At 66.6% G+C, this 23907-nt stretch carries 14 protein-coding genes and 1 tRNA gene; 10 read left to right on the top strand and 5 right to left on the bottom strand.

Annotated features, from left to right (window positions below):
* Nucleotides 1-3 precede the first annotated feature (3 nt).
* The 8 genes from BSF38_RS10825 to BSF38_RS31330 all read left to right on the top strand — a co-directional run bounded on the left by BSF38_RS10825 (nt 4) and on the right by BSF38_RS31330 (nt 7047).
* On the top strand, nt 4-1143 hold the full coding sequence (locus BSF38_RS10825) for a M20 family metallopeptidase (protein WP_076345494.1): 1140 nt from the start codon (nt 4-6) through the stop codon (nt 1141-1143).
* Between the two features lie 15 nt (nt 1144-1158).
* Entirely contained in the window at nt 1159-2019 is an 861-nt protein-coding gene (locus BSF38_RS10820) for a hypothetical protein (RefSeq protein WP_076345492.1), read from the top strand.
* A gap of 88 nt (nt 2020-2107) precedes the next feature.
* On the top strand, nt 2108-2977 hold the full coding sequence (locus BSF38_RS10815; protein WP_076345490.1) for a hypothetical protein: 870 nt from the start codon (nt 2108-2110) through the stop codon (nt 2975-2977).
* A complete protein-coding gene (locus tag BSF38_RS10810) occupies nt 2974-4149 on the top strand; it encodes a hypothetical protein (protein ID WP_076345488.1) in 1176 nt (391 codons plus the stop codon). The genes BSF38_RS10815 and BSF38_RS10810 overlap by 4 nt, the downstream gene beginning before the upstream one ends.
* A gap of 56 nt (nt 4150-4205) precedes the next feature.
* A tRNA-Val gene (locus BSF38_RS10805) sits at nt 4206-4278 on the top strand.
* Between the two features lie 88 nt (nt 4279-4366).
* Nucleotides 4367-5083: a hypothetical protein gene (locus BSF38_RS10800; RefSeq protein ID WP_076345486.1), complete on the top strand. Its 717-nt coding sequence runs from the start codon at nt 4367-4369 to the stop codon at nt 5081-5083.
* A 611-nt stretch (nt 5084-5694) separates the two neighbouring features.
* Nucleotides 5695-5889, top strand: a complete 195-nt coding sequence (locus BSF38_RS10795) for a carbon storage regulator (RefSeq protein ID WP_145952067.1) — start codon at nt 5695-5697, stop codon at nt 5887-5889.
* Between the two features lie 150 nt (nt 5890-6039).
* On the top strand, nt 6040-7047 hold the full coding sequence (locus BSF38_RS31330) for a hypothetical protein (RefSeq protein ID WP_076345482.1): 1008 nt from the start codon (nt 6040-6042) through the stop codon (nt 7045-7047).
* Here the strand turns inward: BSF38_RS31330 and BSF38_RS10785 are convergent.
* Together BSF38_RS10785 and BSF38_RS10780 are read right to left on the bottom strand one after the other, a co-directional pair.
* Nucleotides 7001-11167, bottom strand: coding sequence for a ThuA domain-containing protein (locus BSF38_RS10785; protein ID WP_076345480.1), 4167 nt, complete (start codon nt 11165-11167; stop codon nt 7001-7003). The genes BSF38_RS31330 and BSF38_RS10785 overlap by 47 nt on opposite strands.
* Nucleotides 11168-11197: 30 nt before the next feature.
* Nucleotides 11198-13312, bottom strand: a complete 2115-nt coding sequence (locus BSF38_RS10780) for a penicillin acylase family protein (RefSeq protein WP_076345478.1) — start codon at nt 13310-13312, stop codon at nt 11198-11200.
* A 205-nt stretch (nt 13313-13517) separates the two neighbouring features.
* On the opposite strand from BSF38_RS10780, the gene BSF38_RS31325 reads away from it, so the two are divergent.
* Together BSF38_RS31325 and BSF38_RS31320 are read left to right on the top strand one after the other, a co-directional pair.
* The gene (locus BSF38_RS31325) at nt 13518-14888 is read left to right on the top strand and encodes a hypothetical protein (RefSeq protein WP_076345476.1); all 1371 of its coding nucleotides are present in this window, start codon (nt 13518-13520) and stop codon (nt 14886-14888) included.
* Between the two features lie 50 nt (nt 14889-14938).
* Nucleotides 14939-15229, top strand: coding sequence for a putative quinol monooxygenase (locus BSF38_RS31320; RefSeq protein ID WP_076345474.1), 291 nt, complete (start codon nt 14939-14941; stop codon nt 15227-15229).
* 41 nt (nt 15230-15270) lie between these two features.
* Here the strand turns inward: BSF38_RS31320 and BSF38_RS10765 are convergent, their stop codons facing one another.
* Genes BSF38_RS10765 through BSF38_RS10755 form a run of 3 tightly spaced genes read right to left on the bottom strand, consistent with a single transcriptional unit; the run spans nt 15271 to nt 23794 of the window.
* Nucleotides 15271-18597 carry an efflux RND transporter permease subunit gene (locus BSF38_RS10765; protein WP_083712863.1) on the bottom strand — a complete coding sequence of 1109 codons (3327 nt, stop codon included), beginning with the start codon at nt 18595-18597 and terminating at the stop codon, nt 15271-15273.
* Nucleotides 18594-22478 (bottom strand): efflux RND transporter permease subunit, encoded by a 3885-nt coding sequence (locus BSF38_RS10760; RefSeq protein ID WP_076345472.1) that lies wholly within the window; start codon nt 22476-22478, stop codon nt 18594-18596. Before BSF38_RS10760 ends, BSF38_RS10765 begins: the two co-directional genes overlap by 4 nt.
* Nucleotides 22475-23794 carry an efflux RND transporter periplasmic adaptor subunit gene (locus tag BSF38_RS10755; RefSeq protein ID WP_076345470.1) on the bottom strand — a complete coding sequence of 440 codons (1320 nt, stop codon included), beginning with the start codon at nt 23792-23794 and terminating at the stop codon, nt 22475-22477. Before BSF38_RS10755 ends, BSF38_RS10760 begins: the two co-directional genes overlap by 4 nt.
* Nucleotides 23795-23907: the final 113 nt, after the last annotated feature.

Below are 23907 nucleotides of genomic sequence, written 5' to 3'. Positions count from 1 at the left end.
ATCATGAGCGACCTCGCGATCCGCGCATATGTTGAAGATCACGTCGAAGCCTACCTGGCCGAGCTGACCGCCCTGGCCGAGCACGAGTCCCCCAGTCGCGACAAGCCGCGCCTCGACGCCTTGGCCGCGACGATCGCCGGCCGGTGGGCGGGCCTCGGCGGAATCGTCGAGATCGTCGCCAATCCGCGAGGCGGCGATCACATCATCGCGCGGTTCGGCCGCGCGACCGGCCAGCGTCCGAGCCTGGTCCTCGGCCACTTCGACACCGTCTGGCCGGTCGGCACCCTCGGCCGGATGCCGGTCCGCCGCGAAGCAGGCCGATTGCACGGCCCCGGCGTCTACGACATGAAGGCCAGCCTGGTGCTCGTCAGCGCGGTTCTCGAAGCGCTCGAGGCGACCGAGCGGCGGCTGGCGCGGCCGGTCGTCGCCCTGTTCACGTCCGACGAGGAGATCGGCAGCCCCACGTCGCGATCCCTCATTGAGCAAATCGCCGCCGAGTCCGCCCACGTGTTCGTCCTGGAGCCTCCGCTCGCCGACGGCAGCCTCAAAACCGCCCGCAAGGGGGTCGGCCGATTCACGATGACCGTCGAAGGGAAGGCCGCCCACGCGGGCGTTTCACCCGAGAAGGGCGCGAGCGCGATCGTCGAGCTGGCCCATCAGATCCTTCGCGTCCAGACGCTCAACGACCCGGCCGCGGGGACGACGCTGAACGTCGGCCTGATCCAGGGGGGAACGACGCCGAACGTGGTTCCCGCCCACGCCTCGGCCGAGATCGACGTCCGGGCCGTGACCCGCGCCGGGGCCGAAAAAGTCGAGCGAGCGTTGTCGGCGCTCGTGGCGGTCACCCCGGGAACCCGGCTCTCGGTGACCGGCGGTTTCAACCGCCCGCCGATGGAGCGCACCGAGGCGGTCGCCGCGCTGTTCGAGCAGGCCCGGCGCGTCGGCCGAGGTCTCGGCCTTGAGCTGACCGAGGGCTCGACGGGGGGGGGCAGCGACGGGAACTTCACCGCCGCCCTCGGCGTGCCGACGCTCGACGGCCTCGGGGTCGAAGGGGGGGGCGCGCATGCCGACGACGAGCACATCGTCATCGATTCCTTCTCCGCACGCGCCTCGCTGCTGGCCGACCTGATCCTCGAACTCTGAGAAAGAGCCCCGCGCATGTCGACCCTGAGCCGAGCCGTCGGCGGCGGCGAGATCACGCTGCGACGAGCCGAAAGCGTCGCCGACTACCATGCCTGCCAGGACGCCCAGCGGCTGGCCTGGGGGATTACCGAGGACGGCTATGTGATCCCGATCGCCACGATGGTCGGCGCGAACCTGCACGGCGGGCTCGTGCTGGGGGCGTTCCTCGCCGACGGCCGCGCGGTCGCCATGTCGTTCGCGTTCATGGGCCGGATCGAGGGCCGCATCTGCCTTTACTCGCAGCTTACCGGCGTGGTCCCCGGCCGGCAGTCGCTCGGTCTGGGATATGAGATCAAACAGCTTCAGCGCGATTTCGCGATCGCCGAAGAGGTGCCGACGATCGCCTGGGCCTTCGACCCGCTCCAGGCCCGCAACGCCTATTTCAATCTCGCGAAACTCGGAGCCCGGGCGTGCCGGTACGTCGTCGACATGTACGGCGCGCGCTCCGACCGCCTCAACGCCGGCGCGGCGACTGACCGTCTCATCGCCGAGTGGGACGTGAGCCGGGACGCCCGGCCCGCGGCGGGGGCGTCGACGCCCGGCATCCTTGCGACGGCCCCCGGATTGATCGAGACCCGCATCGGTGATTCGGGCCTGGTCGAGCCCGTCGCCGTGATCTCGCCAGTCGATGCGGACCGCGTCTGGCTGGCGACGCCGGCCGACGTCGCCAGTCTCCGCCGCGATCATCCCGAACTGGCCGGACGGTGGGGGAAGGCCGTCCGCGAGGCATTCGTCGGGGCGCTCGCGCTCGGCTACGAGGCCGTCGGCTTCGTTCGCGACGACTCCGGCGATCTCCCGCGCTGCGGCTACGTCCTCGAACGATCGAGCCCGGCCTGACGTCTCGGATACGTGGCGGCCGGAACGGCGCGTATAATAAAGGGCGTCGGCGGGCGTTCGACGCGGGCCTTGGGAAATCGATCGACAAATGGCGACGTCATCACGCTACACCTCGGTTCGCGGCGGCGGTCGGGCCCTCGTCAGGCTCGCCCCCGTGGTGCAGCTCGGGGTGGCGTCGTTGGGCCTGGCCTACTTTCTGGAGCAGGCTCAGGGGCTACTGTCCGACACCCAGTTCACCTGGGCCGAGCGGCGGATGCTGGGCCTCATCGCCCTGTCGACGATCGTCGGCTTCGCCCTGGGCGGCTGGGTGCTCGGCCGGCTGTTGAAGGTCGTCGCCGAGCTGCTCGACGTTCTGGCCGACGGCGCGGAGGCCTCGTGGCGGACCGTCGACCTGTTGGAAATGCACGTCATCCCCACGCTCGGACGGATCGCCGCCCGGCTCGATTCTCCGGACGCCCCGCAACCGCCTGGCGCGGCCGTGGCGAGGTCCTTGGCTCCGTCGCCGTCGCCCTCGCGGTCACGATCCCGGTCGCCGGCCGACGAGCTGGCGGATGAGCTGGAAGCGGCCCGGGAGGCCGGCGACGTCGGACGCGCGCTCGACCTCCGCGACGCCCTTACCGAGTACCTGCGCGGCGAGCCGCTGCATGCGCTCGATCAGGAACTGGCCCTCTGGGTCGCGAAGCGCGTCGAGCGTCGGGTTCGCGAGCAATCCGCCGACTGGGAAGTCGCCGGCTGGGTCGCCCGCGCGCTGGACAGTCTGGGCGACATGCCCGAGACCGAATCACTAAGAGCCGCCCTGCCGGTGATCCGTCGCCGGGCGGGCCTGTGCACGGTCTGCGGCCAGGCCGTCGCGGGAGGTCAGCCCGTCTGCGGGCGCTGTCGCGACGACGGCACGAAGCCGAAGCCGTCCCCACCAAGCCCCGCCCCTCGCCGATCGTCTTCGAAGGAGCGCCCATGAGCGTTCGCGTCCGTTGCAACAAGTGCCGCACGGCCTTCATGGCCGCCGACGACCGACCGGGCAACATCGTCCCGTGTCCCAAGTGCGGCGCGCGTCACAAGATTCCGACGACTGAGGTGTCGGAAGCGCCCCGCGTCGCGCCCGCGCCTCCGATCGAAGTCGAAGACGAGGTGACGTCGGTTTTCCGCCCCTCCGGCGAGTCCCGAGCGCGCTCGACCTGGCGGCGGAACCGTGTCTTGCTCGGGCTCTTGCTCCTGATCACGGCCGCCGCGTCCGTGGCCCTGGTCGTCTGGCCTCGGTTCAAGCCCCGTTCCAACGACCCGGTCGAACGGGTCGCCGAAGACTATCTCGAAGCCCTGACGAAGGACGACTCCGAAGCCCAGCGCCGGCTGTCGGTGGTCGAGGAGCCGCCGGCGATCCGCTCGTATCAGCAGGTGGCGCGCGACAAGACGAAGAACCTGACGACCAAGGGCTCGTTCGCGCCGATCGCGGCGTTGCACAAGAAGATCGACGCCGATTTCGCCTATGATTCCGCCATCGGCCGGTTCACCCCGCGCCATCCCCTGGGCGCGGCCGGCGAGACCCTGGACGCGCTCCACAAGGCGAAAGAAGACGCCGAGAAGTCGGGCGTGTACGACAAGATGGCCAGCGGCGACCCCGACGACATCTTTGACGCCGCCGAGAGCTTCGGCAAGGTGTTCTCGACCCTCGCCGAAGGCGCGCTCGCCCCCAAGAAGGTCTTGCCCACCTACAAGATGCTGGTCGAGGACGCCAAGCCGCCGCTCCCCGTCGCCGAGGCCGCCCTGGCCCTGGACGTCGCCAGGGACCCCAAGACCTGGGACGCCCTGCTCAAGCGCCCGTTCTTCACGCTCAAGGCCGACGGCCCGTTCGTCTACGACCGCGCCCAGGTCGACGCCCTGGTGACCGATAAGCTGGGCTCGCTCGGCGATCCTCCCACGCGGCTCCGCCTGAACCTCGTCCGCTTCCGCCTCGAAGGCATCAACACCGCCTGGCGCGTCACCAGGGCGCGTCGCGTCCTCCCCGGCGTCCCCGACGACGACGCCGAACAGCCCGCGCCCGAGCCCAAAGTACCCCAACAACCCCCTTCGCCCCCCCGCTCGCCCGGCGACGTCCCGCCGTCCGGCGCCGATGCCCTGCCTCCCGTTCCGTGATGGTGTTCTCGCCGCTCCCGCATTCTGGTTATAATGGCCCAACGACCAATACCCGAGGGCGATTAACTCAGTGGTTAGAGTGCCTGCTTTACAAGCAGGAGGTCGGGGGTTCAAATCCCTCATCGCCCATTCTGAATTTGCGCTTGCCTCCCAATCTGCGACCGGATGAGCAATTGTCTGTCGGTTACTCCAGATTGCAGAATCTGAGGGATGAGCGATGCCTGAGGATCGTGACGACCGCAGTCTCCTCGCCATCACTTACGCAAGCATCGAGAAGCTGCCCGATTACCCCTCGATCGAGCAGTCTACCGCCACGTTGATTGAGATGCTCAAGGACACGGTGGATCTCATCGCTGAATTTACAGCGCAGGGGCCGGCCGGGATCGGGCGCTTTGACAGTCTGGTCCTCGCTGCTCTCATTCGTTCTCAGAGCACGGTCGTGGGTTTCCTTGCCATGATCGAGCAGCGGAACAAGCTGTGTGCGCAGTCGATGATCCGGTTCCAATTAGACTCGGCGATGCGCCTTATCGGTTGTCTGATAGCGGCGGAGCCTGAGGAACTCATCGAGCACATTCTCAATGGTGGAAAGCCGAGCAAGTTCAAGGATCTCAGTGGCCAGCCCTTGAACGACTTCCGTCTCCACACCAGGCTTTCCAGTGAGTACCCCGAGGCGAGCCGGATTTACGAGCAGACATCTGGCTATGTGCATTTATCGGTTCGCCACATTGCCGGGATCTGGGCTGCGGAGGCGTCGAGGCCTGATAGGCTAGTCTTCACAAGCCCCGATGCCCTTCCGCATTGGGACGAAATCCAGATACGCGCGACGATGGTAGGATTCGTCTGGGCGACTAGTTGCCTACTCGACCTCGCCTTCAAATGGCAGAAAGGCCAACAGAACGCGTCCGAAACCGAGGCGCGTCCCGAGAATACGTAGGATGCGACTCATTTCCTGACCGGTCCCATCCGTCAGCAGTTCTTAAAACTCTCCATCGAGAGTACTGCGACTACTGCCGTCGCAGTAAAGAAGGTCCGTCAGCGTCCCGAGCGTCAATCGCCGTCGGCGACTCGCGGGTGAAATCATGGTCGGGTCCGTCTCGTTCTTACGGACTCTCCGTCCGTTTGTGTTTTCGTGCGAGTTCGTCGTCAGAGTGACCCGCCCGGGGGGCTCGCCCCGGCCCGGTTGGCTGATCGTGACCGACTGGTTTTTCCAGGTGGCTGGACCTGGCCGACAGTCGTCAGATGGAAACGTCCGACCACCTGAACGGCTGCGAGCCTCGCGGCGCGGAAAAATCGGAAAAACGCTCAAGATCGAGGGCCGGCGCTAAGCCTCGCGTCGTCACGAGGTTAGCGCTTGTGCGCCCGTTTTCGGGGCGTGGGGGGAGGGAGAAATTTGTTACGCCTGAACCAATCTTCTGGTAGACATGCAGTCAGCCCCGAACGATTGCCGTGGCTTTTGAGAATATGATCACGAAATCAAGCACCCTCACCATGGAGGTCGGGGGAAGGCTCGGGGCGAGGTTGTCGCGCTACGCAGGAGTTTCCACGATGCTCGTCTTGTCTCGGCGTGCCGGAGAGCGGTTGGTCATCATGCTCGGCGATCAGGTCGTCGAGGTCTGCTACCTCGGCCAACGGAGTGGGCAGGGGAGGATCGGCGTCATCGCGGATCGAGCGGTGACCGTGCTTCGGGCGGAACTGATCGAAGACGACCGGCCGGTCGCCGAGTCGTCGTTGCGGGGCTGAGATCGAAGGGCGCGGCCCCTGGGCGGGCTTCCTCCCGGGATCGGGGAGGAAGCCCTGGGGTTTTCGTGCGACGGTTTCCGCACGAATAATCGCGCGTCTCGAACGAACAGGAGATAGGCCACCTTCTCCTGGAACGTTCGAGGACGGACCATGAAGATGCGGTATCTCCACATCGCTTTCGCCGTCGCCATGGCGGCGGTCGCCTTCGTCGCCCTCAAGCCGGGCGACCCGTTCGAGCAGATCCTTTCAGACTGGGGGGCGGCCGAGAACGCGTACATGGCCGCCCTCGGTCGGGCGAAAACGGCCGACGCGCGGCGGAGGATTGAAGCCGAGCTGAAGCCGCAGCCGGCGCTGTACGCGGCGCGGCTTGTGGACCTCGCCGAGGCCCGGCCGGACGACCGAGGCGCGTTGACGGGCTTATGCTGGGCCGTCGTGAACGCCCCGGAGACCGACGCGGGCCGGCGAGCGCTCGCCCTGCTCAAGGACGAACGGATCGCTCGGGCCGACCCAAAGGCGCTGGGTGACGCGCTGGAACGAACGCGCACGTCGATGCCGAGGCGTCCGTCGTCGCTCGCGCCCCTGGTGCTCGCACGGGCCAGCCGATGCTTCGGCGACCCGCGCGCCGCTCGGCTGCTGACGTGGGTTTGCGTGAACGACTTCGGCAGCGATCGGCCCGAGGAATCTCCCACCTTCGCCGAGGCCGCCGACATGCTGACCGACCAGTTCGCCGACAGTCCGGACATCTCGAATTTCTGCGAGGTCCTCGGCTCGGTGAACGGCAGCCCCACGTGGGGAGGGAAGTACGAGAACCATCTGCGTCTCATCCTGGAAATGAATCGCACCCGTTTGGTTCGCTGCACGGCTTCGTACGCCATGGCCTCGATCGTTCAGGGGGCGGGTGAGCTGCGGCAGGAAGAAGCGGCGCAGCTCTACGAACAGTTCATTCAAGACTTCGACGCCTCCGATCCCGCGATTGTGCGCGTCGAGCGGAATCTCGTCGCGAGCGCCCGATCGCAGCTCGCGATCATTCGCTCGCGGAGGCTCGGAGGTGAATCGTCTCGTCGCGACGGTCGTTCCGGCGCGTCACCCGTCGCCGAAGCGCAAGAAGACCTCACTTCGACCCACCCTCGATACGCGCTCCGAGCGGGGCCAGGTTGATGAGGCGGTCGACGGGCTGATCGGCGGTCCAGCAGATTCCGCGCAAGAGGAGGAGTCGGAACAGCGGATCGTCGAACGTCCATGTGTAATGGCCGGGGACCGAGCAGAAGACCCGGCCCTTGCCCTGTCGGCGGACCCAGATCAGCGGCTGAGCCGCCCCCTCTTCATCGCCGGTCGCAAGGACTTCGACGCGCGACGGATCGCCGCGAAGCTTCCAGTAACTTTCATCGACGAGTTTGAGCGCATCGAGGCCCGCGACGATCGAGTGCTTCGTGGTTTTCCTGAACTTCAGGTCGAGCGGGCCGTGGCGGAACTTCGACTGGCCGTCGGCCCAGGCGAGGCCGATCAGGTCTGCCAGGGCGTCGGGCGCTTTCACTCCATTGACGCCGTAGTGGACGACCACCAGCCCACCGCCGCGTTCGAGGAACGCACGCAGCTTGGGGGCCTCGTCAGCCGACCAGGTGAGGTTGGCGGAATACCAGACGACGACGTCGGTGTGGTCGAGATCGTCGAGGCCGTTGCCGGTCGCGACGGATCGGACCGTGACGCCTTCGGCCGTGCGCAGCAACTGCGTCCAGCGGTCGAGCCAGAGCGGGTAGTCGTGCTCGTCGACGCCGTGGTCCTTGGGACCTGCCGCCAGGGTGATCCGCAACGGTCGGACGGGGGCGGATTGGGCCGGAGCCGCCGGCCGGGCCTTGAGCACGGCGTCCCACTCGGCGCGCGTACGCGGCGGCGGGGCGTCGTCGCGGTGGATCGGGGCGGGCCCTGGAGGAGCGACGAGTAAGAAAGTGAGCAAGTCTTTCATCCTCTCCGGACCGAGCAAGGCGGGCAGGCCCTCGGGCATCGTCGAGAGGTTCGTCGGCTTCATGTCCTCGACTTCAGATCGCGCGACGGTCGCCTCCTCGCCGGTGCTGAGGCCGACGCGCAGCGTCTGGCCTTCCGTCCGCACCGAGCCGGTCAAGACGCGGCCGTCGGCCAGGGCCATGTTGTACGTCACGTAGTCGGGATGGATCGTCGCGCTCGGCTGCGAGACGTCGCGGACGACCGAATCGAAATCGCGTTCGACGAGGTTCGACAAGTCAGGGCCGATTCGACCCCCTTCGCCCCGGATGCCGTGGCATTTGCCGCACTGGGCGACCGGGCCGTAGAACAAGGCGCGGCCCCGCACCCAGTCGCCTCCCGCCAGCGCGGGGGGGGGCGACGGGCCGGCCGGATGGCTCGACGGCGGTTCGTCGGACGCCCAGGGGACGAAGATCCGCGAGGGCGGCAGCAGCCGCGCGCGGGCGTCGTCGCTGGTGCGGAAGCTCACCTCGATCGCGAAGCCCGGTCCGGTCGGTCCTTCGATCTCGATCGGCGTCAGGAGATCGAACGACTCGAAGTGGACGACGTGCTCGATCATGCCATCGCCCGAGGTCGTCGACTCGACGCGGGCGCCCGCCGCCGAGATTAGCAGGCCGTCGCGACCACGGACGATCAGCGAGGGCTTCTCGGCCGGCAGCCGGTCGTCGACTGTCGAGCCCGGCTGAACCGCCGGCCGCAGCAGGGCGGCGAGCCGGAGCCGCGCCTTGAGCTTGATCCGTCCGGGCGTTTCGAGGTTCGTCCAGAAGCCGTCCTGCTCGGCGCTCCGACGCGACAGCGATCGAGCGACGGCGAGATCGAGGTGCGGCAGCCAGGTCGCGCTCGACGCGCCGCCGTTCGCGTCCGTCCACCGGGCCTCGACGCCGTTCAAACTGTAGGCAACGTCGACCTCGGCTCGCTGCGGCAGCCCTTTCGCCTTCTCGCCGTCGGCGCGGCCGAGGCCGGGAAGCGCGATCGCATACGAGAGGGAGGCCGATTGGGGATCGGTGGCGATCAGCAGCGTACGACGGTCGGGCGTCACGCCGACGCCCCGGACGGCCAACCTCCGACGCGGCTGGGCGAGCTGAGCGGCGACGACCGCGTAGCCGGGCCGCAGCGTCTCGAACCGGTCGCCGGCCGAGACGGCCGGGCCGTATTCGATGGTCGTCTTGGTGGACAGGTCGCGCAGAGCGTCGGGTTCGAGAGGACGGTCGAAGGCGACGCGAACCTCGCGCGGGCCGCTCGACCAGGCGACGACGGGCTGCGGGAGCGCGGGCTCGGAATAGCTCAGCTTGAACAGCTTGCCCCGGCCTTCGGGGCCGCTCCCCCAGTCGGGCGGCCCGCTGTGAGCGGCGACCACGAGCGAGCCGTCGGGCGCGATGCACGAGTCGACCAGCAGCATGCTGGCGACGCCGATCAAGTCGGTCCGTCCCACGTATTCGCCGCGCACATGGGCGAGGGTCGAGCGGTAGAGCTTGCCTCGCGAGTAGCCGCAGACGATGGCGTCGCCGGCCCACCACGAGGGGCCGAAGACCGGCTTGCCGGGGCCGCCGCCGTTGAACGTCAGGCCGCACGTCGACTGGTGCTGCGGCGTGTAGTCGATGACCGAGGGCTCGTCGATCACGCCCGGCAGGTGCCGCGAGTGCCGGGGCGGAAACCCGTAGTGGCGGCCCTGCCGGATGTGCAGCAGCTCGTCGAACGGGTTGCCGTTGGGGAGCCAGGTCGCCCCCTCCTGGTCGGTCGCGAACAGGTCGCCCTCGTGGTTGAACGCCAGGGCGACGGGGAAGCGAATTCCAGTCGCGACGATCTCGCGAGTGCGAAAGTCGGGGGAGACCTTGATGATCGTACCGCGTTCGTCCTTCAGGTCGTATTGGGACTTGCCGGCGCGGTCGACCAGGTACGCGTTCGTGTAGTCGTGGGTGCCGCGACCGAAGTAGATCGAGCCATCCGGGCCGACCGCCACGCCGAGCGCGTCGACGTTGTTCGCCAGCTCGGGCCAGCCTTGCGCGACGAACACCTCGCGATCGGCGCGGCCGTCGCCGTTCTCATCGACGACCAGCGAACACTTGCCCTTGGACGCGATGAACAGGCCCTCGCCCAGATGGTAGCCCGGGGGCGTGAGCGCCATGCCGATCGGCGCCCGGATGCGCCCCTGGTTGTCCCAGAACAGCGACGCATGGTCTTCGAGGCCGTCGCCGTCGGTGTCGCTCAAAAGATAGACGTTGCCGTTGTAGGCCAGCGCGACTAGCTTGCCGTCGGGACGGTAGCGAATATTGTTGATGTTGGTCAGATCCAGCGGCGATTGACGGACGCTGAAGCCCGGCACGAGCGTCTGGAACGGAGGCGGATTGTCGACCGTCCGCAACGGGCGTTCGTCGCCGGTCGGGGCCGAGGCGCGGACCGCGTCGGTCAGGCCGCGATGTTTGGCCGCGAGGTAGCCGGTGACGGCCGCGCGTTCCGCGTCCGACAACGAGCGGTCGTATACGAGCACTTCGGCGACGTCGCCCTGGAAGAAGCCCTGGACGAACGCCGGCCGGGCATCGTTGCTGTAGAACCGCGCGCCGAGGGTCAGTTCGTCGATCGGCAAGTTCTCGACGCGTCGTTCGCGGGGCTTTTGCGGGCGGCCGTCGAGGGTCGTGGCGACGTTCGCGGGCGAGGCGTTCAGGATGGTCTCGATCGTCGCGAACTCGCCGAACCCGCGCGGCGTTTCGAGGACGTTGAAGAATCCGCTGAAGCCCTTGCCTTCGATGTTGAGTGCATCGAACCGCGACGACGGCGCGGGGCCCAGGTCGATCGTGAAGCCCGACGTGTAGTCGTTGCGCCCCTGGGCGTTGGCGGCGAAGAAGCCGCGGAAGCCGCCGAGGTTCGTCGCGGGGGCGGCGACGATGAAGACGGAAGTTTCGGACAGGTCGCGATTCAAGCCCGCCAATTCCAGATAGTCGTCCTTGCCGTCGAACCGAACGACCGATCGGCCCGCCGAGACGACGAGGACCGGCTGCGATTCGCTCCGGCGCTGGAGGAAATCGCGATGCGTCCCGGAGCCGTCGTTCCAGAAGGCCAGGGGCGTATCCGGCAGGGCGGCCGGCGCATTGCGAGCGACGCGTGCCGAGGCCTGTCGCCCGGCGTCGAGCCAGACGATCAGGCCGTTTTGCACCGGCAGCGCGGGGTCGGCCCAGGGTTCGAGCGCGGCTCGGGCCGGAGCCGTGAGGCAGGCGATCGAGGCCGCGAACAGGAGCGGACCGAGAACGACGATCGAGGTCAGTGGGAAACGTGTGAGTCTCATGCGATCCGCTCCTTTCTTGGCGTCGGCCGCTCAGGGCCGATGGGGGCTGAGGGACTTCTTGGAGGTCACGTGCTTCATCAGTTCATTGGGGCGGAGGAAGTAGGTTTGCACGGCCTTGCCCTTGCTGAACAGCTTCTCGGCCTGGTCGTCGAAGTGGCCGCTTTCCTTGCTGTCGCTCGCGCCCAGCGGGTTGATCGAATACGACTCGGGAGGATCGGTCATGATCACGACCTGGGTGGCCGTCTGACCGGTGCGGCCGATCATCTGCTTGCCGTCGGGAGAGGGGTCGAACGACACCGCGCGAGGCGTGGCCATGCCGATGTCGCGGAACGAGCCGCCGCCGACGGGCCAGGTGCGGTCGCCCCCCTTGCGGCCGACGCGGAAGTAACGACCGAACGGTGCCTCGACCTCGCCGAACATCGTCTTGAGCATCGCGGCGCCTTTGCGGACGGCCTCGACGAGCCGCGCGTCGGTGAGGCTCGCTGGGGGCTCGGTCTGCTTGGCTTCCTCGCCGCCGAGCGACGTCTTGAACGCGTAGTAGGCCATCGCGCCGTTCGAGTCGGGATCGCTGCGGCGGTTCCAGTCGGCGATCTGCTGGTAGACGCGTCCGGCGTCGCCCGACGTGTCGGCGACGGTCGCGGCCTTCGCCCAGGCGTCCTTCAGCCGCGCCTGCCAGAGTTCGGCGTGCCAGACCTGCGTCGAAAACGCGATCTCGATGGCCTGTTCGACGGTGACCTTGTCGGCCGCTTCGAGCAGGTCGTTGACCATCTCAGAGCGCTGGTGTCGGACGCGGTCGTCGCGCTCGTTGTAGAGGTACGGGTGCTCGGCGTAGAGCGAGGGCTTCGGGCCTCCTTCCTTCATCATCGCGGCGGGCGAGCAGTTGCAGTTCTGCATCCAGCCGCAGGCCGGGTTCTCGATCTGCAAGAGATCCTGGAACGGGTGGATGCCGTGCCATTCGTTCGCCGACTCGGATCCCGCGATCGGCTTGTGGGCGTGGGTCCCCTTGGCCCGGATCGGGACGCGGCCGTTGCGGAGGTAGTAGATGTCGCCCTGGACGGTGGCGACCATGACGTTTTGCGACATCAGTTGCAGACGCGAGAGCGCCGTCTTCATCTCACCCAGGTTGCGCGCCTTGAGCATCTCGTACGACTGGTCGGCCAGGCCGATCTCGTTGGTGTAGGGGATGGTCATGGTGTAGGCCTTGCCGTCCTGCCGCGCGACGATCGGCCCGAGGTGCGAGTAGGCGAACTTCATCGGCTTCTGCGCGACCTTGTCCCCCTCCTTGACCCCGACGTTGACGCCGACGAGCGTCATGTCGCGCCATCGGCCGTCATGGCGATACTGGAGCGGGTTCGCGGGGTTGACCTCCAGCTCGAAGGAGTCGGACGTGTCGGGGCCTCCAGTCGTCATGGCGACGGAGCAGAACTGGCTGTGGCCCAGCGTCGGCAGCGGCATGCCCAGCAGGCAGACGCCGGCCACGTTGTATTCGGGGGTGTAGACGCGCACCTGGTAGAACCGGATCGCGTCGTACCAGCTCACGTGAGGGTCGATGATTGCGACGGCGGCTTTCGAAGCCGAGCGGCTGGGGGCGATCAGCATCTGGTTCGAGCCGAGGTAAGGGCCGGGCCGGAACTTGATCCCCGCGTGTTCGAGGTCGCCGGCCGATTCGCCGATCGGCCAGTTCCAGATGATGTGTCGGCCGAAGGCGATCGCGTCCCAGGGGTGGATCTCCTGGGCCCACGACGGAACCTGCTCGGGATGCTCGCGCATGAACTGCTTGATGCCGCGCTGGTACGATTCGATCAGGCCGCGGACCTTTGGCGTGACCTGGTCGTAGCGGTCGCGGCTGATCTCGGTGTGCCGCATCAGGCGCTGCATCACGTCGTCCTGGAGGAACGAAGGGCCGAAGACCTCGGCCATCGTACCGTTCGCGCGTCGGTAGTTTTTGAGGAGTTCTTCGAGGCGGTCTTCAGCCTGCGCGTAGCCGACCGCGAATGTTGCGTCTTCGAGCGTCGAGGCGAAGACGTGGGGAATCCCGAACTCGTCACGGTAGATCGTCGTCGAATCCTCGGCGGCCTTCGCCGAGCTTGTCGCGGCGATCGCGAGGGAAAGGAGGAGGAGGAAAGTCGAAAGACGTTGCATCATCGCAGTGTCCTGTTGATCGTGCTTGACCGGGCCGAACCGCCTCGAAACCTCGTTATTCTAATGAGGGGCAACGGCCGCAACCACCCATGCGACGGCGAAACCCGGGCAATCGTGATCGCGGACGGCGGAGGGGCTGGGCGATTGTCCTTCGGCCGTCAAACCTTCATGATGACGGCGGGCCTTGAATCTCGAAGGAGGTCGTTCCATGCCGGTCTTCGCCGTTGTGCTTTCGATGTTGCTCACGGGTTCGCTGCCGCCGCTTCGGCTCCATCCAGCCAATGAGCGGTATTTCGAGTTTCGAGGCAAGCCGACGGTGCTCGTCACGTCGGGCGAGCATTACGGCGCCGTGCTGAACCTCGATTTCGATTACGTCCGCTATCTCGATGAGCTTCAGTCGCGCGGATTCAACCTGACGCGAACGTTCTCGGGGACGTATCGCGAGACGCCCGGTTCGTTCAAGATCGAGCACAACACGCTGGCGCCGAAACCGGGCCGTTATGCTTCCCCCTGGATCGAAAAAGGGGGAAAGTACGATCTGGACGCCTTCGACGACGCCTATTTCCGTCGCCTGAAGTCGTTCATGGCCGAGGCGAGCAAGCGGGGCGTCGTCGTCGAGTACGTGCTGTTCTGCCCGTTCTACGAAGACGGACTCTGGACGGTGAGTCCGATGAACGCCCAGAACAACGTTAATCGGATCGGCGATTGCCCGCGTGAAGAGGTCTTCACGCTCAAGCATCTGAAGTTGGTTGATCGTCAGCTCGCTTTCGTGCGCCGGGCCGTCGCCGAGCTGAACGCGTTCGACAACCTGTATTTCGAGATCTGCAACGAGCCCTATTTCGGCGGCGTGACGCTCGACTGGCAGAAGAAGGTCGCCGAGACGATCGCGGCGGTCGAGAAGGGTCTGCCGAACACGCACCTGATCGCCCAGAACATCGCCAACGGCAGCGCCAAGATCGACAAGCCCGACCCGAACGTCTCGATCTTCAACTTCCACTACGCCTCGCCTCCGGACGCGATCCGCGAGAACCGGGGCCTGTCGCGGCCGATCGGCTTCGACGAGACGGGCTTCAAGGGGACGGCCGACGCAGTCTACCGTCGCGAAGCTTGGGAATTCCTGCTGAGCGGCGGCGCGGTGTTCAGCCATCTCGACTACTCGTTCACCATCGATCATCCCGACGGAACCGCGAAGATCGTCGATCCGACTCCGGGGGGAGGCGGTCCCGAATTCCGCCGCCAGTTGTCGATCCTCAAGAAGCTCATCGACGGGCTCGACCTGACGAAGACTCGGCCGATCAACGCCCGGCTCGCTTCACGGGACGGAGGGGCTCGGCCTGTGATCGGCCTCGTCGACACAGGAAAACCTCTCTACGCTTTTTACGCCAGCGCGGGCCCTCGCGCGAAGTTCTCATTCATGCTCCCGCCGAAAGCCTACAAAATCGAATGGATCGAGCCCGCGACCGGCGCCGTCGTCAAGACCGAGCGGGTCGACGTACTCGACGCCGGCGCGGAGACCGTCATGGAATCACCCGAGTATCGCGACGACGTCGCGCTGCGGATATCGGTGGATGCCGGGTAACTGTCGGAAGCTGGACTCAGGTTCCTGATGTTCGAGTAGGAGCGATTACGATGGTCGGTGGGCTCAAGGTGATTCTGGTCAAGGCGGGGCATGAACAGGAATTCGAGAGGCTATTCGGCGAATTGCGCGAGACGATGCGGGAGCGTGAGCCGGGTTGCCTGCTCTACGCGTTGCTCAGGTCCCAAACGAACTCGCGGTCTTACATCGTCCAAGAACAATATCGCGATCAGGCTTCCCTGGACGCGCATGAGACCTCGGAGCATGGCAAAATCTACTTTCCCAAGATTCGAGCCGTCCTGGAAAGTATCACGGTCGAATATTTCGATGTCGTGATATCGTGATGTTGTGGTTCGAGACGAGGCAGCGGCAGGAACTTCGCTGTTCACGATTCCTGCGAGGCGCCGTCGTGGGCGTCGGGGGGAATCAGGTCGGCTGCTTCGGTCGTCGGTTCGGCGCGCCGGTGACGGCGGATCACGTAGAAGAACACCGGGGTGAGGAAGACGCCGAAGACGGTGACTCCGAGCATGCCGCTGAAGACCGCCAGGCCGAGCGCCTGGCGCATCTCGGCTCCGGCTCCGGTCGAGAGGACGAGCGGGACGACGCCGAAGATGAACGCGAACGAAGTCATCAAGATCGGCCGCAGGCGCAGCCGCGAGGCTTCGAGCGCGGCCTGGCGGGCGTCGACGCCCGACTCCTGCTGGAGCTTGGCGAACTCGACGATCAGAATCGCGTTCTTCCCGGCCAGGCCGATGAGGACGACGAAGCCGATCTGCGTGAAGATGTTGACGTCCATCGATGCGAACCCGATCCCGACGATCGAGCAGAGCAAGCACGTCGGCACGACGAGGATCACCGCCAGGGGGAGCGACCAGCTTTCGTATTGCGCCGCCAGGACCAAAAACACGAACACGACCGAGAGCGCGAGGACGCCGATGGCGGTCCCGCCGGCCTGGAGCTGGAGGTAGGTCAGCTCGGTCCAGTCGTAGGCCATCGAACGGGGGAGTTCTTCCTCGGCGATCTGCTGGAGCAGCTCGATCGCCTGCCCCGAGCTGGCGCCGGGTGCGACGTCGCCGGTGATGGCGGCGGCCGAGTACATGTTGTACCGCAGCAAGACGACCGGCCCGCTGGTGTTGCGGACGTCAAGCAGCGTTCCCAGGCGGATCATCCGTCCCTGGTTGTTGCGGACTTGAAGTGCGCGGATGTCGCGCCCGCGCTCGCGGAACTGCTGGTCGGCCTGAACGTTCACCTGCCACGTCCGGCCGAACTCGTTGAAGTTGTTGACGTAGTACGAGCCGAGGTAGACCTGCAGCGTGCTGAACAGGTCGCTGACCGCGACGCCGAGCACCTCGCACTTGGTGCGGTCGATATCGAGGTAGAGCCAGGGCGTGTGGGCTCGCGAGCCGTTGAACAGGCCCGTCAATCCCTCCGTCTGATTGCCCCGGGCGACGATGCGGTCGCTGACCCGCTGCAATGCGCCAAGGCCGAGGTTGGCGCGATCCTCGACGATCATCCGCATCCCACCCGTCGCGCCGAGGCCCTCGACCGGCGGCGGACCGAAGACCGAAACCTGCGCCGAGAGGATCTCGCGCCGACACCGCTCGCGGAGCGCGTCGGCGATCGCGCCGGCCGACAGCCCCGGCCCACTCCGATGGTGAAACTCCTTGAGCAAGACGTACATGGAGCCGAGGTTCGGCGAGTTGGCGTTGAGGATCAGCGACTGCCCCGAGACCCCCACCGTGTGCGCGACCCCCTCGGTCTCGCGGGCCATCGTCTCGATCTGCGCCATGACTTGACTGGTCCGCTCGACCGACGCGGAGTCGGGGAGCTGGACGTTGAGCAGGAAGTACCCCTTGTCCTGCTGCGGGATGAACCCCTTCGGCGCCTTCGTGAACTGCCAGTAGGTCGCGACGAGCATCCCGCCATAGACGAGCAAGGTCAGGAAGCTGATCCGTAACAAGCCCGCGACGATTCGCACGTAGAAGTTGGTGCCGGCCTCGAACACGCCGTTGAACAGCCGGAAGAACCAGCCGAGCGTCGTGTCGAGCAGCCACGTTAGTGGGTCGCGGCTCGCGCCTTTGGGGCGGAGCAGGATGGCGGCCAGGGCGGGGCTGAGGGTCAGCGAGTTGAACGCCGAGATCACCGTTGAGACGGCGATGGTCACCGCGAACTGGCGGAAGAACTGCCCGGTGATCCCGCTCAGGAACGCACACGGGACGAACACCGCGCACAGCACTAGGGCCACGGCGACGACCGGGCCGGTCACTTCGTCCATCGCCTTACGCGCGGCCTCACGTGGCTCCAGGCCGTGCTCAAGCCAGCGTTCGACGTTCTCGACGACCACGATGGCGTCGTCGACCACGATCCCGATCGCCAGCACCAGCCCGAACAGCGACAGGTTGTTGAGCGAGTAGCCGAGCCCCGCCATGACCGCGAACGTGCCGATGATCGCTACCGGCACCGCCACCAGCGGAATCACCGTCGCGCGCCAGTTCTGGAGGAACGCGAGGACCACGATCGCCACCAGGATGATGGCGTCGCGAAGCGTCTTGAACACCTCGTTCACCGACTCGCGGATGAACGGCGTCGTGTCGTAGACGATCTGGTATTCGAGCCCGTCGGGGAACCGGCCCTTCAACTCCTCCATCTTGGCGTAGACGCCGCGCGCCGTCTCGAGCGCGTTCGAGCCCGGGAGCTGGAACACCGAGAGCGCCACCGACGGCTGGCCGTCGAGGGTGCAGGACTGGTTGTACTGTTGCGAGCCCAGCTCGACGCGAGCGACGTCGCGGAGCCGAACGACGCCGATAGCCGGCGGCCGGGTGTTGGTCGGCGTATTCGATCCGTCCTGGCCGCCCGCCGCCTGGGCTGCATTGGTCGACGACGAGTCCGAAGTGCTCGCCCCTCCCGACGCGCTGGGGGCGCCTTGTGATTGCGAGTAGGGCGTGCCGGCCTTGAGGATGATGTCGGCGAACTCCTCGGGGGTGGTGAGCCGCCCGAGGGTGTTGATGGTGAGCTGGAACTGCTGGCCGCGCGGCACCGGCTGCTGGCCGATCTGGCCGGCCGCGACCTGGAGGTTCTGCTGGCTGATCGACTTCACCACGTCGCCGGCGGTCAGGTTGAGCGCCGCCAGCTTGTCCGGATCGAGCCAGGCGCGAAGGCTGTAATCGCGCTGGCCGAGGTAGGTGATGCCCGCCACGCCGGGCAGGCGGCCCAGCTCGTCGCGGATGTAGATCGTGGCGTAGTTGCTCAAGAATATGTCGTCGTAGCGATGGTCGGGCGAGATCAGGTTGACGATCATCATCGTGCTGGGCGACGTCTTCTTGACGTTGATGCCCTCGCTCTGCACGAGCGCCGGGATCACCGGGAGCGCCAGCGAGACGCGGTTCTGAACCAGCACCTGGGCCATGTCGGAATTGACGCCCAGACGAAAGGTCACGGTCAACGTGTACGCGCCGTCGTTGGTGCACTGCGAAGACATGTACATCATGCCCTCGACGCCGCTGACCTGCGCCTCGATCGGCGCGGCGACGGTGTCTTGAACCGTCAGGGCGTTGGCGCCGGGATAGAGCGCCGTCACGACGACGGTCGGCGGCGCGACGTCGGGATACTGGGCGACCGGCAGCGTGAAGACCGCGACCCCGCCCGCCAGGACGAAGACGATCGACAGAACGCTCGCGAAGATCGGACGGTCGATGAAGAAGTGGGAGATCACGTCTCGCGCCCTCCCGGTCGGGGTTCCGAATCCGCCTCGCGGAGCTTCGCCCGCGACGCCTTCAGCGCGGCCGGCCGACCGGCGCGGAGCCGGCCCAGGCCCAGGACCATCAAGCCCATCAAAACCCCGATCGCGGCCCCAAGCGCCATCGTCCGGCCCTCATCGGCGGATCTCAGCCATGCGACCAGAAATCCGCTGGCCGCGCCCAGCAGCCCGCCGGCGATCGGCGAGCCTATCCGCTTCATGAAAGCCCCGGATAAGAGTCGCGACTCTCCCAGGCCCTTGATGACGTAGTAAAAGACGGGCGTCAGGAAGATCCCGAAGATCGTCACGCCGAGCATGCCGCTGAACACGGCCGTCCCCAGCGACTTTCGCATCTCGGCCCCCGCGCCGTTGGCGAGCACGAGCGGCACGACGCCGAGAATGAAGGCCAAGGAGGTCATCAGGATCGGCCGCAGCCGAAGCCGCGACGCCTCCACTGTCGCGTCGAACCGCGAACGGCCCAGAGCGTTCAGCTCGAGCGCGAACTCGACGATCAGAATCGCATTCTTGCACGCGAGCCCGACGAGCACCACGAGGCCGATCTGCACAAAAATGTTCACCGAATTGCCGGTGTATAAGACGCCCGCCACCGAGCAGAGCAGGCTGAGCGGGACCACGAGGATCACCGCCAGCGGCAGCGACCAACTCTCATACAGGGCCGCGAGCGCCAGGAACACGCAGGCGATCGCCAGCGAGAAGACGGCCAGCGTGGTGTCGCCGGCCTTGATCTGCATGAACATGAGTTCCGTCCACTCGGTCTTCATCGACAGCGGCAGGTCGTGGGAGGCCTGTTCGTCGATCGCCTTGATCGCCTCGCCGGTGCTCAGGCCGGGCAGGACGCCGCCGGTGATCGGCGCGGCGGTCGAGAGGTTGTATCGGGTCAGGAACACCGGACCGCCGATGTCGCGGACGTCGACGAGCGTGCCAAGCGGAACCATTCCCCCCCACTTGTTTCGGACCTGAAGCAGATTGACGTCCTCGACGCGGTCGCGGAACTGGCCGTCGGCCTGAAGGTTCACCTGCCACGACCGGCCGAACGCGTTGAAGTTGCCGACGTAGAGCGAGCCCAGATAGATTTGCAGCGTGTTGTTGAGGTCTTCGAGCGGGACGCCGAGCGACTCGACCTTGGTGCGGTCGATCGCCATGAACAGTTGCGGCGTGTTCGATCGGAACTGGTTCGACAGCCCGACCAGGCCGGGGAGCGCGGCGAGCCGCTTGGTCAGCGAGTCGGTTTGGAACTGGAGCGCCGGCAAGCCGAGGCCGCCGCGGTCTTCAACCATCAAGCGGAACCCGCCGGCGACGCTCAGGCCGGGGATCGCCGGCGCTCCGAAGGCGACCACCTGCGCTTCGCGGATCTGCTTCGCCCAGACCTTGCGGAGCCTCGCCATGATCCCGTTGGCGGTCAGTTCGGGGCTCTGGCGCTCGTCGAACGGGTCGAGGATCACGAACATCGATCCGAAGTTCGAGCTGTTCGCTGTCTGTACGAACGAGATCCCCGAGATCGCCGTGACGTGCGCCACGCCGGGCGTCTCGCGGGTCACCTTGTCGAGCTTCGCCATGACCTCGTTGGTCCGCTGGAGCGACGCCGAGTCGGGCAACTGAACGTTGACGATCAGCCGACCCTGGTCCTGCTCGGGAATGAAACCCGTCGGCGCGCGGCTGAACGTCAGGAAGGTCACGTACAGCAACCCCGCGTAAACCAGGCAGACCAGAAAACTGCCCCGCAGCAGTTTCTCGACCGCCCAGCCGTACGCCGACGTCCCCATCCCGAAAGCCTTGTTAAACAGCCGGAAGAACCAGCCGAGCGTCGTGTCGAGCAGCCACGTCAAGGGGTCGCGCCGCCCTCCTTCGCCTTTGAGCAGGATCGCGGCCAGGGCCGGGCTGAGGGTCAGCGAGTTGAACGCCGAGAACAACGTCGAAACGGCGATCGTCACCGCGAACTGGCGGAAGAAGCGGCCCGTGATGCCGCTGATCATGGCGCACGGGATGAACACCGCGCAGAGGACCAGCGAGACGGCGACCACGGGGCCGGTCACCTCGTCCATCGCCTGCCGCGCCGCGTCGCGCGGCGACAGGCCCTTGGCCAGCCAGCGCTCGACGTTCTCGACGACGACGATCGCGTCGTCGACCACGATCCCGATCGCCAGCACCAGCCCGAACAGCGAGATCGTGTTGAGGCTGAATCCGAGCACCGCCATCACCGAGAAGGTGCCGATGATCGCCACCGGCACCGCGACCAGCGGGATCAACACCGCGCGCCAGTTCTGCAGGAAGACGAGGACCACCAGGGCGACCAGTGCGACGGCCTCAAGCAGCGTGTGAATCACCTCGGCGATCGACTCGCTGATGAACGGCGTGGTGTCGTAAGGGATCGCGTACTCGATCCCTTCGGGGAACCGCGTCCTCAGCTCGCGCATCTTGCTCTTGATCTGATCGGCGACGTCGAGGGCGTTGGTGTTGGGCAACTGGAAGAGGGCGATGCCCACCGACGGCTGGCCGTCGAAGATGCAGGATTGGTTGTAGTTCTGCGCTCCCAGTTCGACGCGGGCGACGTCGCGGAGCCGGACGACGGCGTCGGAAGGGTTGCGCTCGGTCGTGCCGATGCTCGGGCCGCTGGTTGATCCGAGCGCCCCGCCGATGCGCTGGTCGCCCGTCGCAGGCTGGGCCGAATTACCGCCGGTCGCCCCCGCGCCGGGCGTCGCGCCTCCGCCGGTGTCGCCTCCTCCCCCCGCGCTCCCTCCGCCAGGGGTTGCGCCGCCGCCGGGGGCGGTCGCGCCCCCCGAAGGCATCACGCTCGTCGGACCGGCGGGCAGGATCGCCGCGCTGCTGCTCGCCGTCGAGGTCGTTCGCGAGCCCCCCACCGCGCCCAGCCGCGGTAACGGACCGACAATCGGCGTCCCCAGGCTTGACGCTCCGGCGACTGCCGAGCCGCTCGTGGATTCTATCTGCAAGATCGTCGCCAGCAGCGACGGGCCTTCGGGGGCGGTCGACAGGCTCGCGGGCGTCGGGCCGGTTCCCGCCGTTCTCGGCGTCGAGGGCGACTGCATCGCCAGGCTGCGCGGGGCCGCCCGATCGACCTTCACGATAATCTCGCCGAACTCCTCGGGCTCGGTCAGTCGGCCGAGGGTGTGAATCGGCAACTGGAGCGACTGCCCCGAGTGCGAGGGGGGCTGGCCCGTCTGGCCCGGGGCGGCGGCCTGGTTCTGCGAGCGGACCGCGTTGGCGACCTCCATCGCCGTCATGTTCTTCGAGGCGAGCTTTTGCGGATCGAGCCAGGCGCGAATGCTGTAATCGCGAAGTCCGAGGTAGGCGACGTCTGAAACCCCCGGCACGCGCAAGAGTTCGTCCTTGACGGAGATCGTCGCGAAATTACTGAGCTGGATGTCGTTGTAGCGGCGGTCGGGCGAGAAGAAGTTGATGATCATCAGGATGTCGGGCGTCTTCTTGCGGATCGTGATCCCCTGGTTCTGGACCGAGGTGGGGAGCTGAGGCATCGCAAGCGCCACCCGGTTCTGTACCATGACCAGCGCGGTGTTCAGGTCGACGTCGATGTCGAACGTGACCGTCAGGGTGTACGAGCCGTCGTTGCCCATCCGCGACGACATGTACAACATACCCTGGACGCCGTTGACCTGCTGCTCGATGGGGGCGGCGACGGTGTCGGCGACGACCTGGGCGCTCGCCCCGGGGTAGTTGATCGCGACCTGGATCGAGGGGGGCGTGATCGGCGGGAACTGCGCGACGGGCAGCGTCCAGAGGGCCAACGCGCCCGCCAGGGTGATCACGATCGACAGCACGGTCGCGAAGATCGGCCGATCGATGAAGAAATGCGAGATCATGGACGACCCGCCTGCGCGCCCGACCTCGCCGGCTCGCGAGCCTCCTCCTTCGGGGCTGGCTTGGCCTTCTCCTTCGGATCCGGCTTGGCTTTCTCCGACGGGGCGGGCTCCTCGACGGCGGACGGCGGATTCTCGGCGGACTCGGTTGAATCGAGCGAGGGCATGGCCATCGGCTCGGGTTTGACAGCCGTTTTGGGTTGGACCTGCTGCAAGCCTCCCACGACCACCCATTCGTCGGCGGTCAGGCCCGACGTGATGACCCGCAGGCCGTCGTCCTGAAGCGAGCCGGTCGTCACCTTACGATACTGCGCGACGTTCTTCTCATCGACGACGTATACGTACTTGATTCCCTGATCCGACGAGATCGCCCGATCGATCACCAGCACGGCGGGATGAGGCTGGCCGATCGGCAGCCGGATGCGGACGAACATGCCCGGCGAGAGGAGCCGCACCCCGGTTTGAGGCTTGGGATTGGCGAACACTCCGCGCACCAGGATGCTCCCCGTCGTCGGGTTGAGCTGGTTGTTGACGAAATCGATCTCGCCCTCATGCGGATACCCCGGCTCGCCCTGCAACCCCATATAGAGGGGGAGGCGGATCCCGCTGGCCCGTGATTTCAGGCGTCCCTCGTTGATCGCCCGGCGAATGCGGAGCATCGTCGGCTCGTCGAGGTCGAAGTAGGCGTACATCGGGTCGAGCGAAACGATCGTCGTCAGCAGGGTCTGGTCCTGATTGACGAGGTTTCCGAGGGTCAGGTAATACCGGCTGATCATGCCGGCGATCGGCGAGACCACCCGCGTGAACTCGTGGTTCAGGCGGTAGACCTCCATGTTCTTCTCGTAGGCTTTCACGCGGGCGTCGGCCTCGTCGAGCGCCGCGACGTCCTGGTCGAGCTGCTGGTCGCTGACCGCGTTGGGCGTAATTCGATTGATGGCGCGGTCGCGTGCATACGTGGTGCGGGCTAGCTTGAGCTGCGCCTGGTAAAGGTTGACCTGGCCCTGCGCCTGGTCGAGCTGAGCCTGATAGGGCCGGGGGTCGATCTCGAACAGGAGGTCGCCGGCCTTGACGTCCGAGCCCTCGGTGAACGGCATCTTCACGAGGTAGCCGGTGGTTCGCGGCCGGATGTCGACCGACTGGACGGCCTCGGTCCGTCCCGTGAAATCGACGTAGTCGGTGATTTGCCGCGTGATCGGCTTGCTCACGGGGATGGCGGAGGGCTCGGCCGGGGCCGGCCGGGGCGTCCGACGCGCGCATCCGCTCAAGGTCGTGGACAACAGGACGCCGACCAAAAGCGGACTCAACCTGATTGCCTGCATGACGAAATCCGGGTTCCTTCAAGCGTTTGCGACACCGATGCCTCGATCCGCCCGACGATTCTCATCTTGGATTCGCGGAACTCGCAACGCAATTCCCATGCCTCGGCCCGGCG

It is taken from the genome of Paludisphaera borealis, assembly GCF_001956985.1.
Lineage (GTDB): Bacteria > Planctomycetota > Planctomycetia > Isosphaerales > Isosphaeraceae > Paludisphaera > Paludisphaera borealis.
This window is presented reverse-complemented; position numbering and strand designations above follow the sequence as displayed.

Excerpts from the sequence above, each read along its gene's own strand:
- BSF38_RS10825 (WP_076345494.1), top strand. The coding sequence starts at position 4 with ATGAGCGACCTCGCGATCCGCGCATATGTTGAAGATCACGTCGAAGCC.
- BSF38_RS10820 (WP_076345492.1), top strand. The coding sequence starts at position 1,159 with ATGTCGACCCTGAGCCGAGCCGTCGGCGGCGGCGAGATCACGCTGCGA.
- BSF38_RS10815 (WP_076345490.1), top strand. The coding sequence starts at position 2,108 with ATGGCGACGTCATCACGCTACACCTCGGTTCGCGGCGGCGGTCGGGCC.
- BSF38_RS10810 (WP_076345488.1), top strand. The coding sequence starts at position 2,974 with ATGAGCGTTCGCGTCCGTTGCAACAAGTGCCGCACGGCCTTCATGGCC.
- BSF38_RS10800 (WP_076345486.1), top strand. The coding sequence starts at position 4,367 with ATGCCTGAGGATCGTGACGACCGCAGTCTCCTCGCCATCACTTACGCA.
- BSF38_RS10795 (WP_145952067.1), top strand. The coding sequence starts at position 5,695 with ATGCTCGTCTTGTCTCGGCGTGCCGGAGAGCGGTTGGTCATCATGCTC.
- BSF38_RS31330 (WP_076345482.1), top strand. The coding sequence starts at position 6,040 with ATGAAGATGCGGTATCTCCACATCGCTTTCGCCGTCGCCATGGCGGCG.
- BSF38_RS10785 (WP_076345480.1), bottom strand. The coding sequence starts at position 11,167 with ATGAGACTCACACGTTTCCCACTGACCTCGATCGTCGTTCTCGGTCCG.
- BSF38_RS10780 (WP_076345478.1), bottom strand. The coding sequence starts at position 13,312 with ATGATGCAACGTCTTTCGACTTTCCTCCTCCTCCTTTCCCTCGCGATC.
- BSF38_RS31325 (WP_076345476.1), top strand. The coding sequence starts at position 13,518 with ATGCCGGTCTTCGCCGTTGTGCTTTCGATGTTGCTCACGGGTTCGCTG.
- BSF38_RS31320 (WP_076345474.1), top strand. The coding sequence starts at position 14,939 with ATGGTCGGTGGGCTCAAGGTGATTCTGGTCAAGGCGGGGCATGAACAG.
- BSF38_RS10760 (WP_076345472.1), bottom strand. The coding sequence starts at position 22,478 with ATGATCTCGCATTTCTTCATCGATCGGCCGATCTTCGCGACCGTGCTG.
- BSF38_RS10755 (WP_076345470.1), bottom strand. The coding sequence starts at position 23,794 with ATGCAGGCAATCAGGTTGAGTCCGCTTTTGGTCGGCGTCCTGTTGTCC.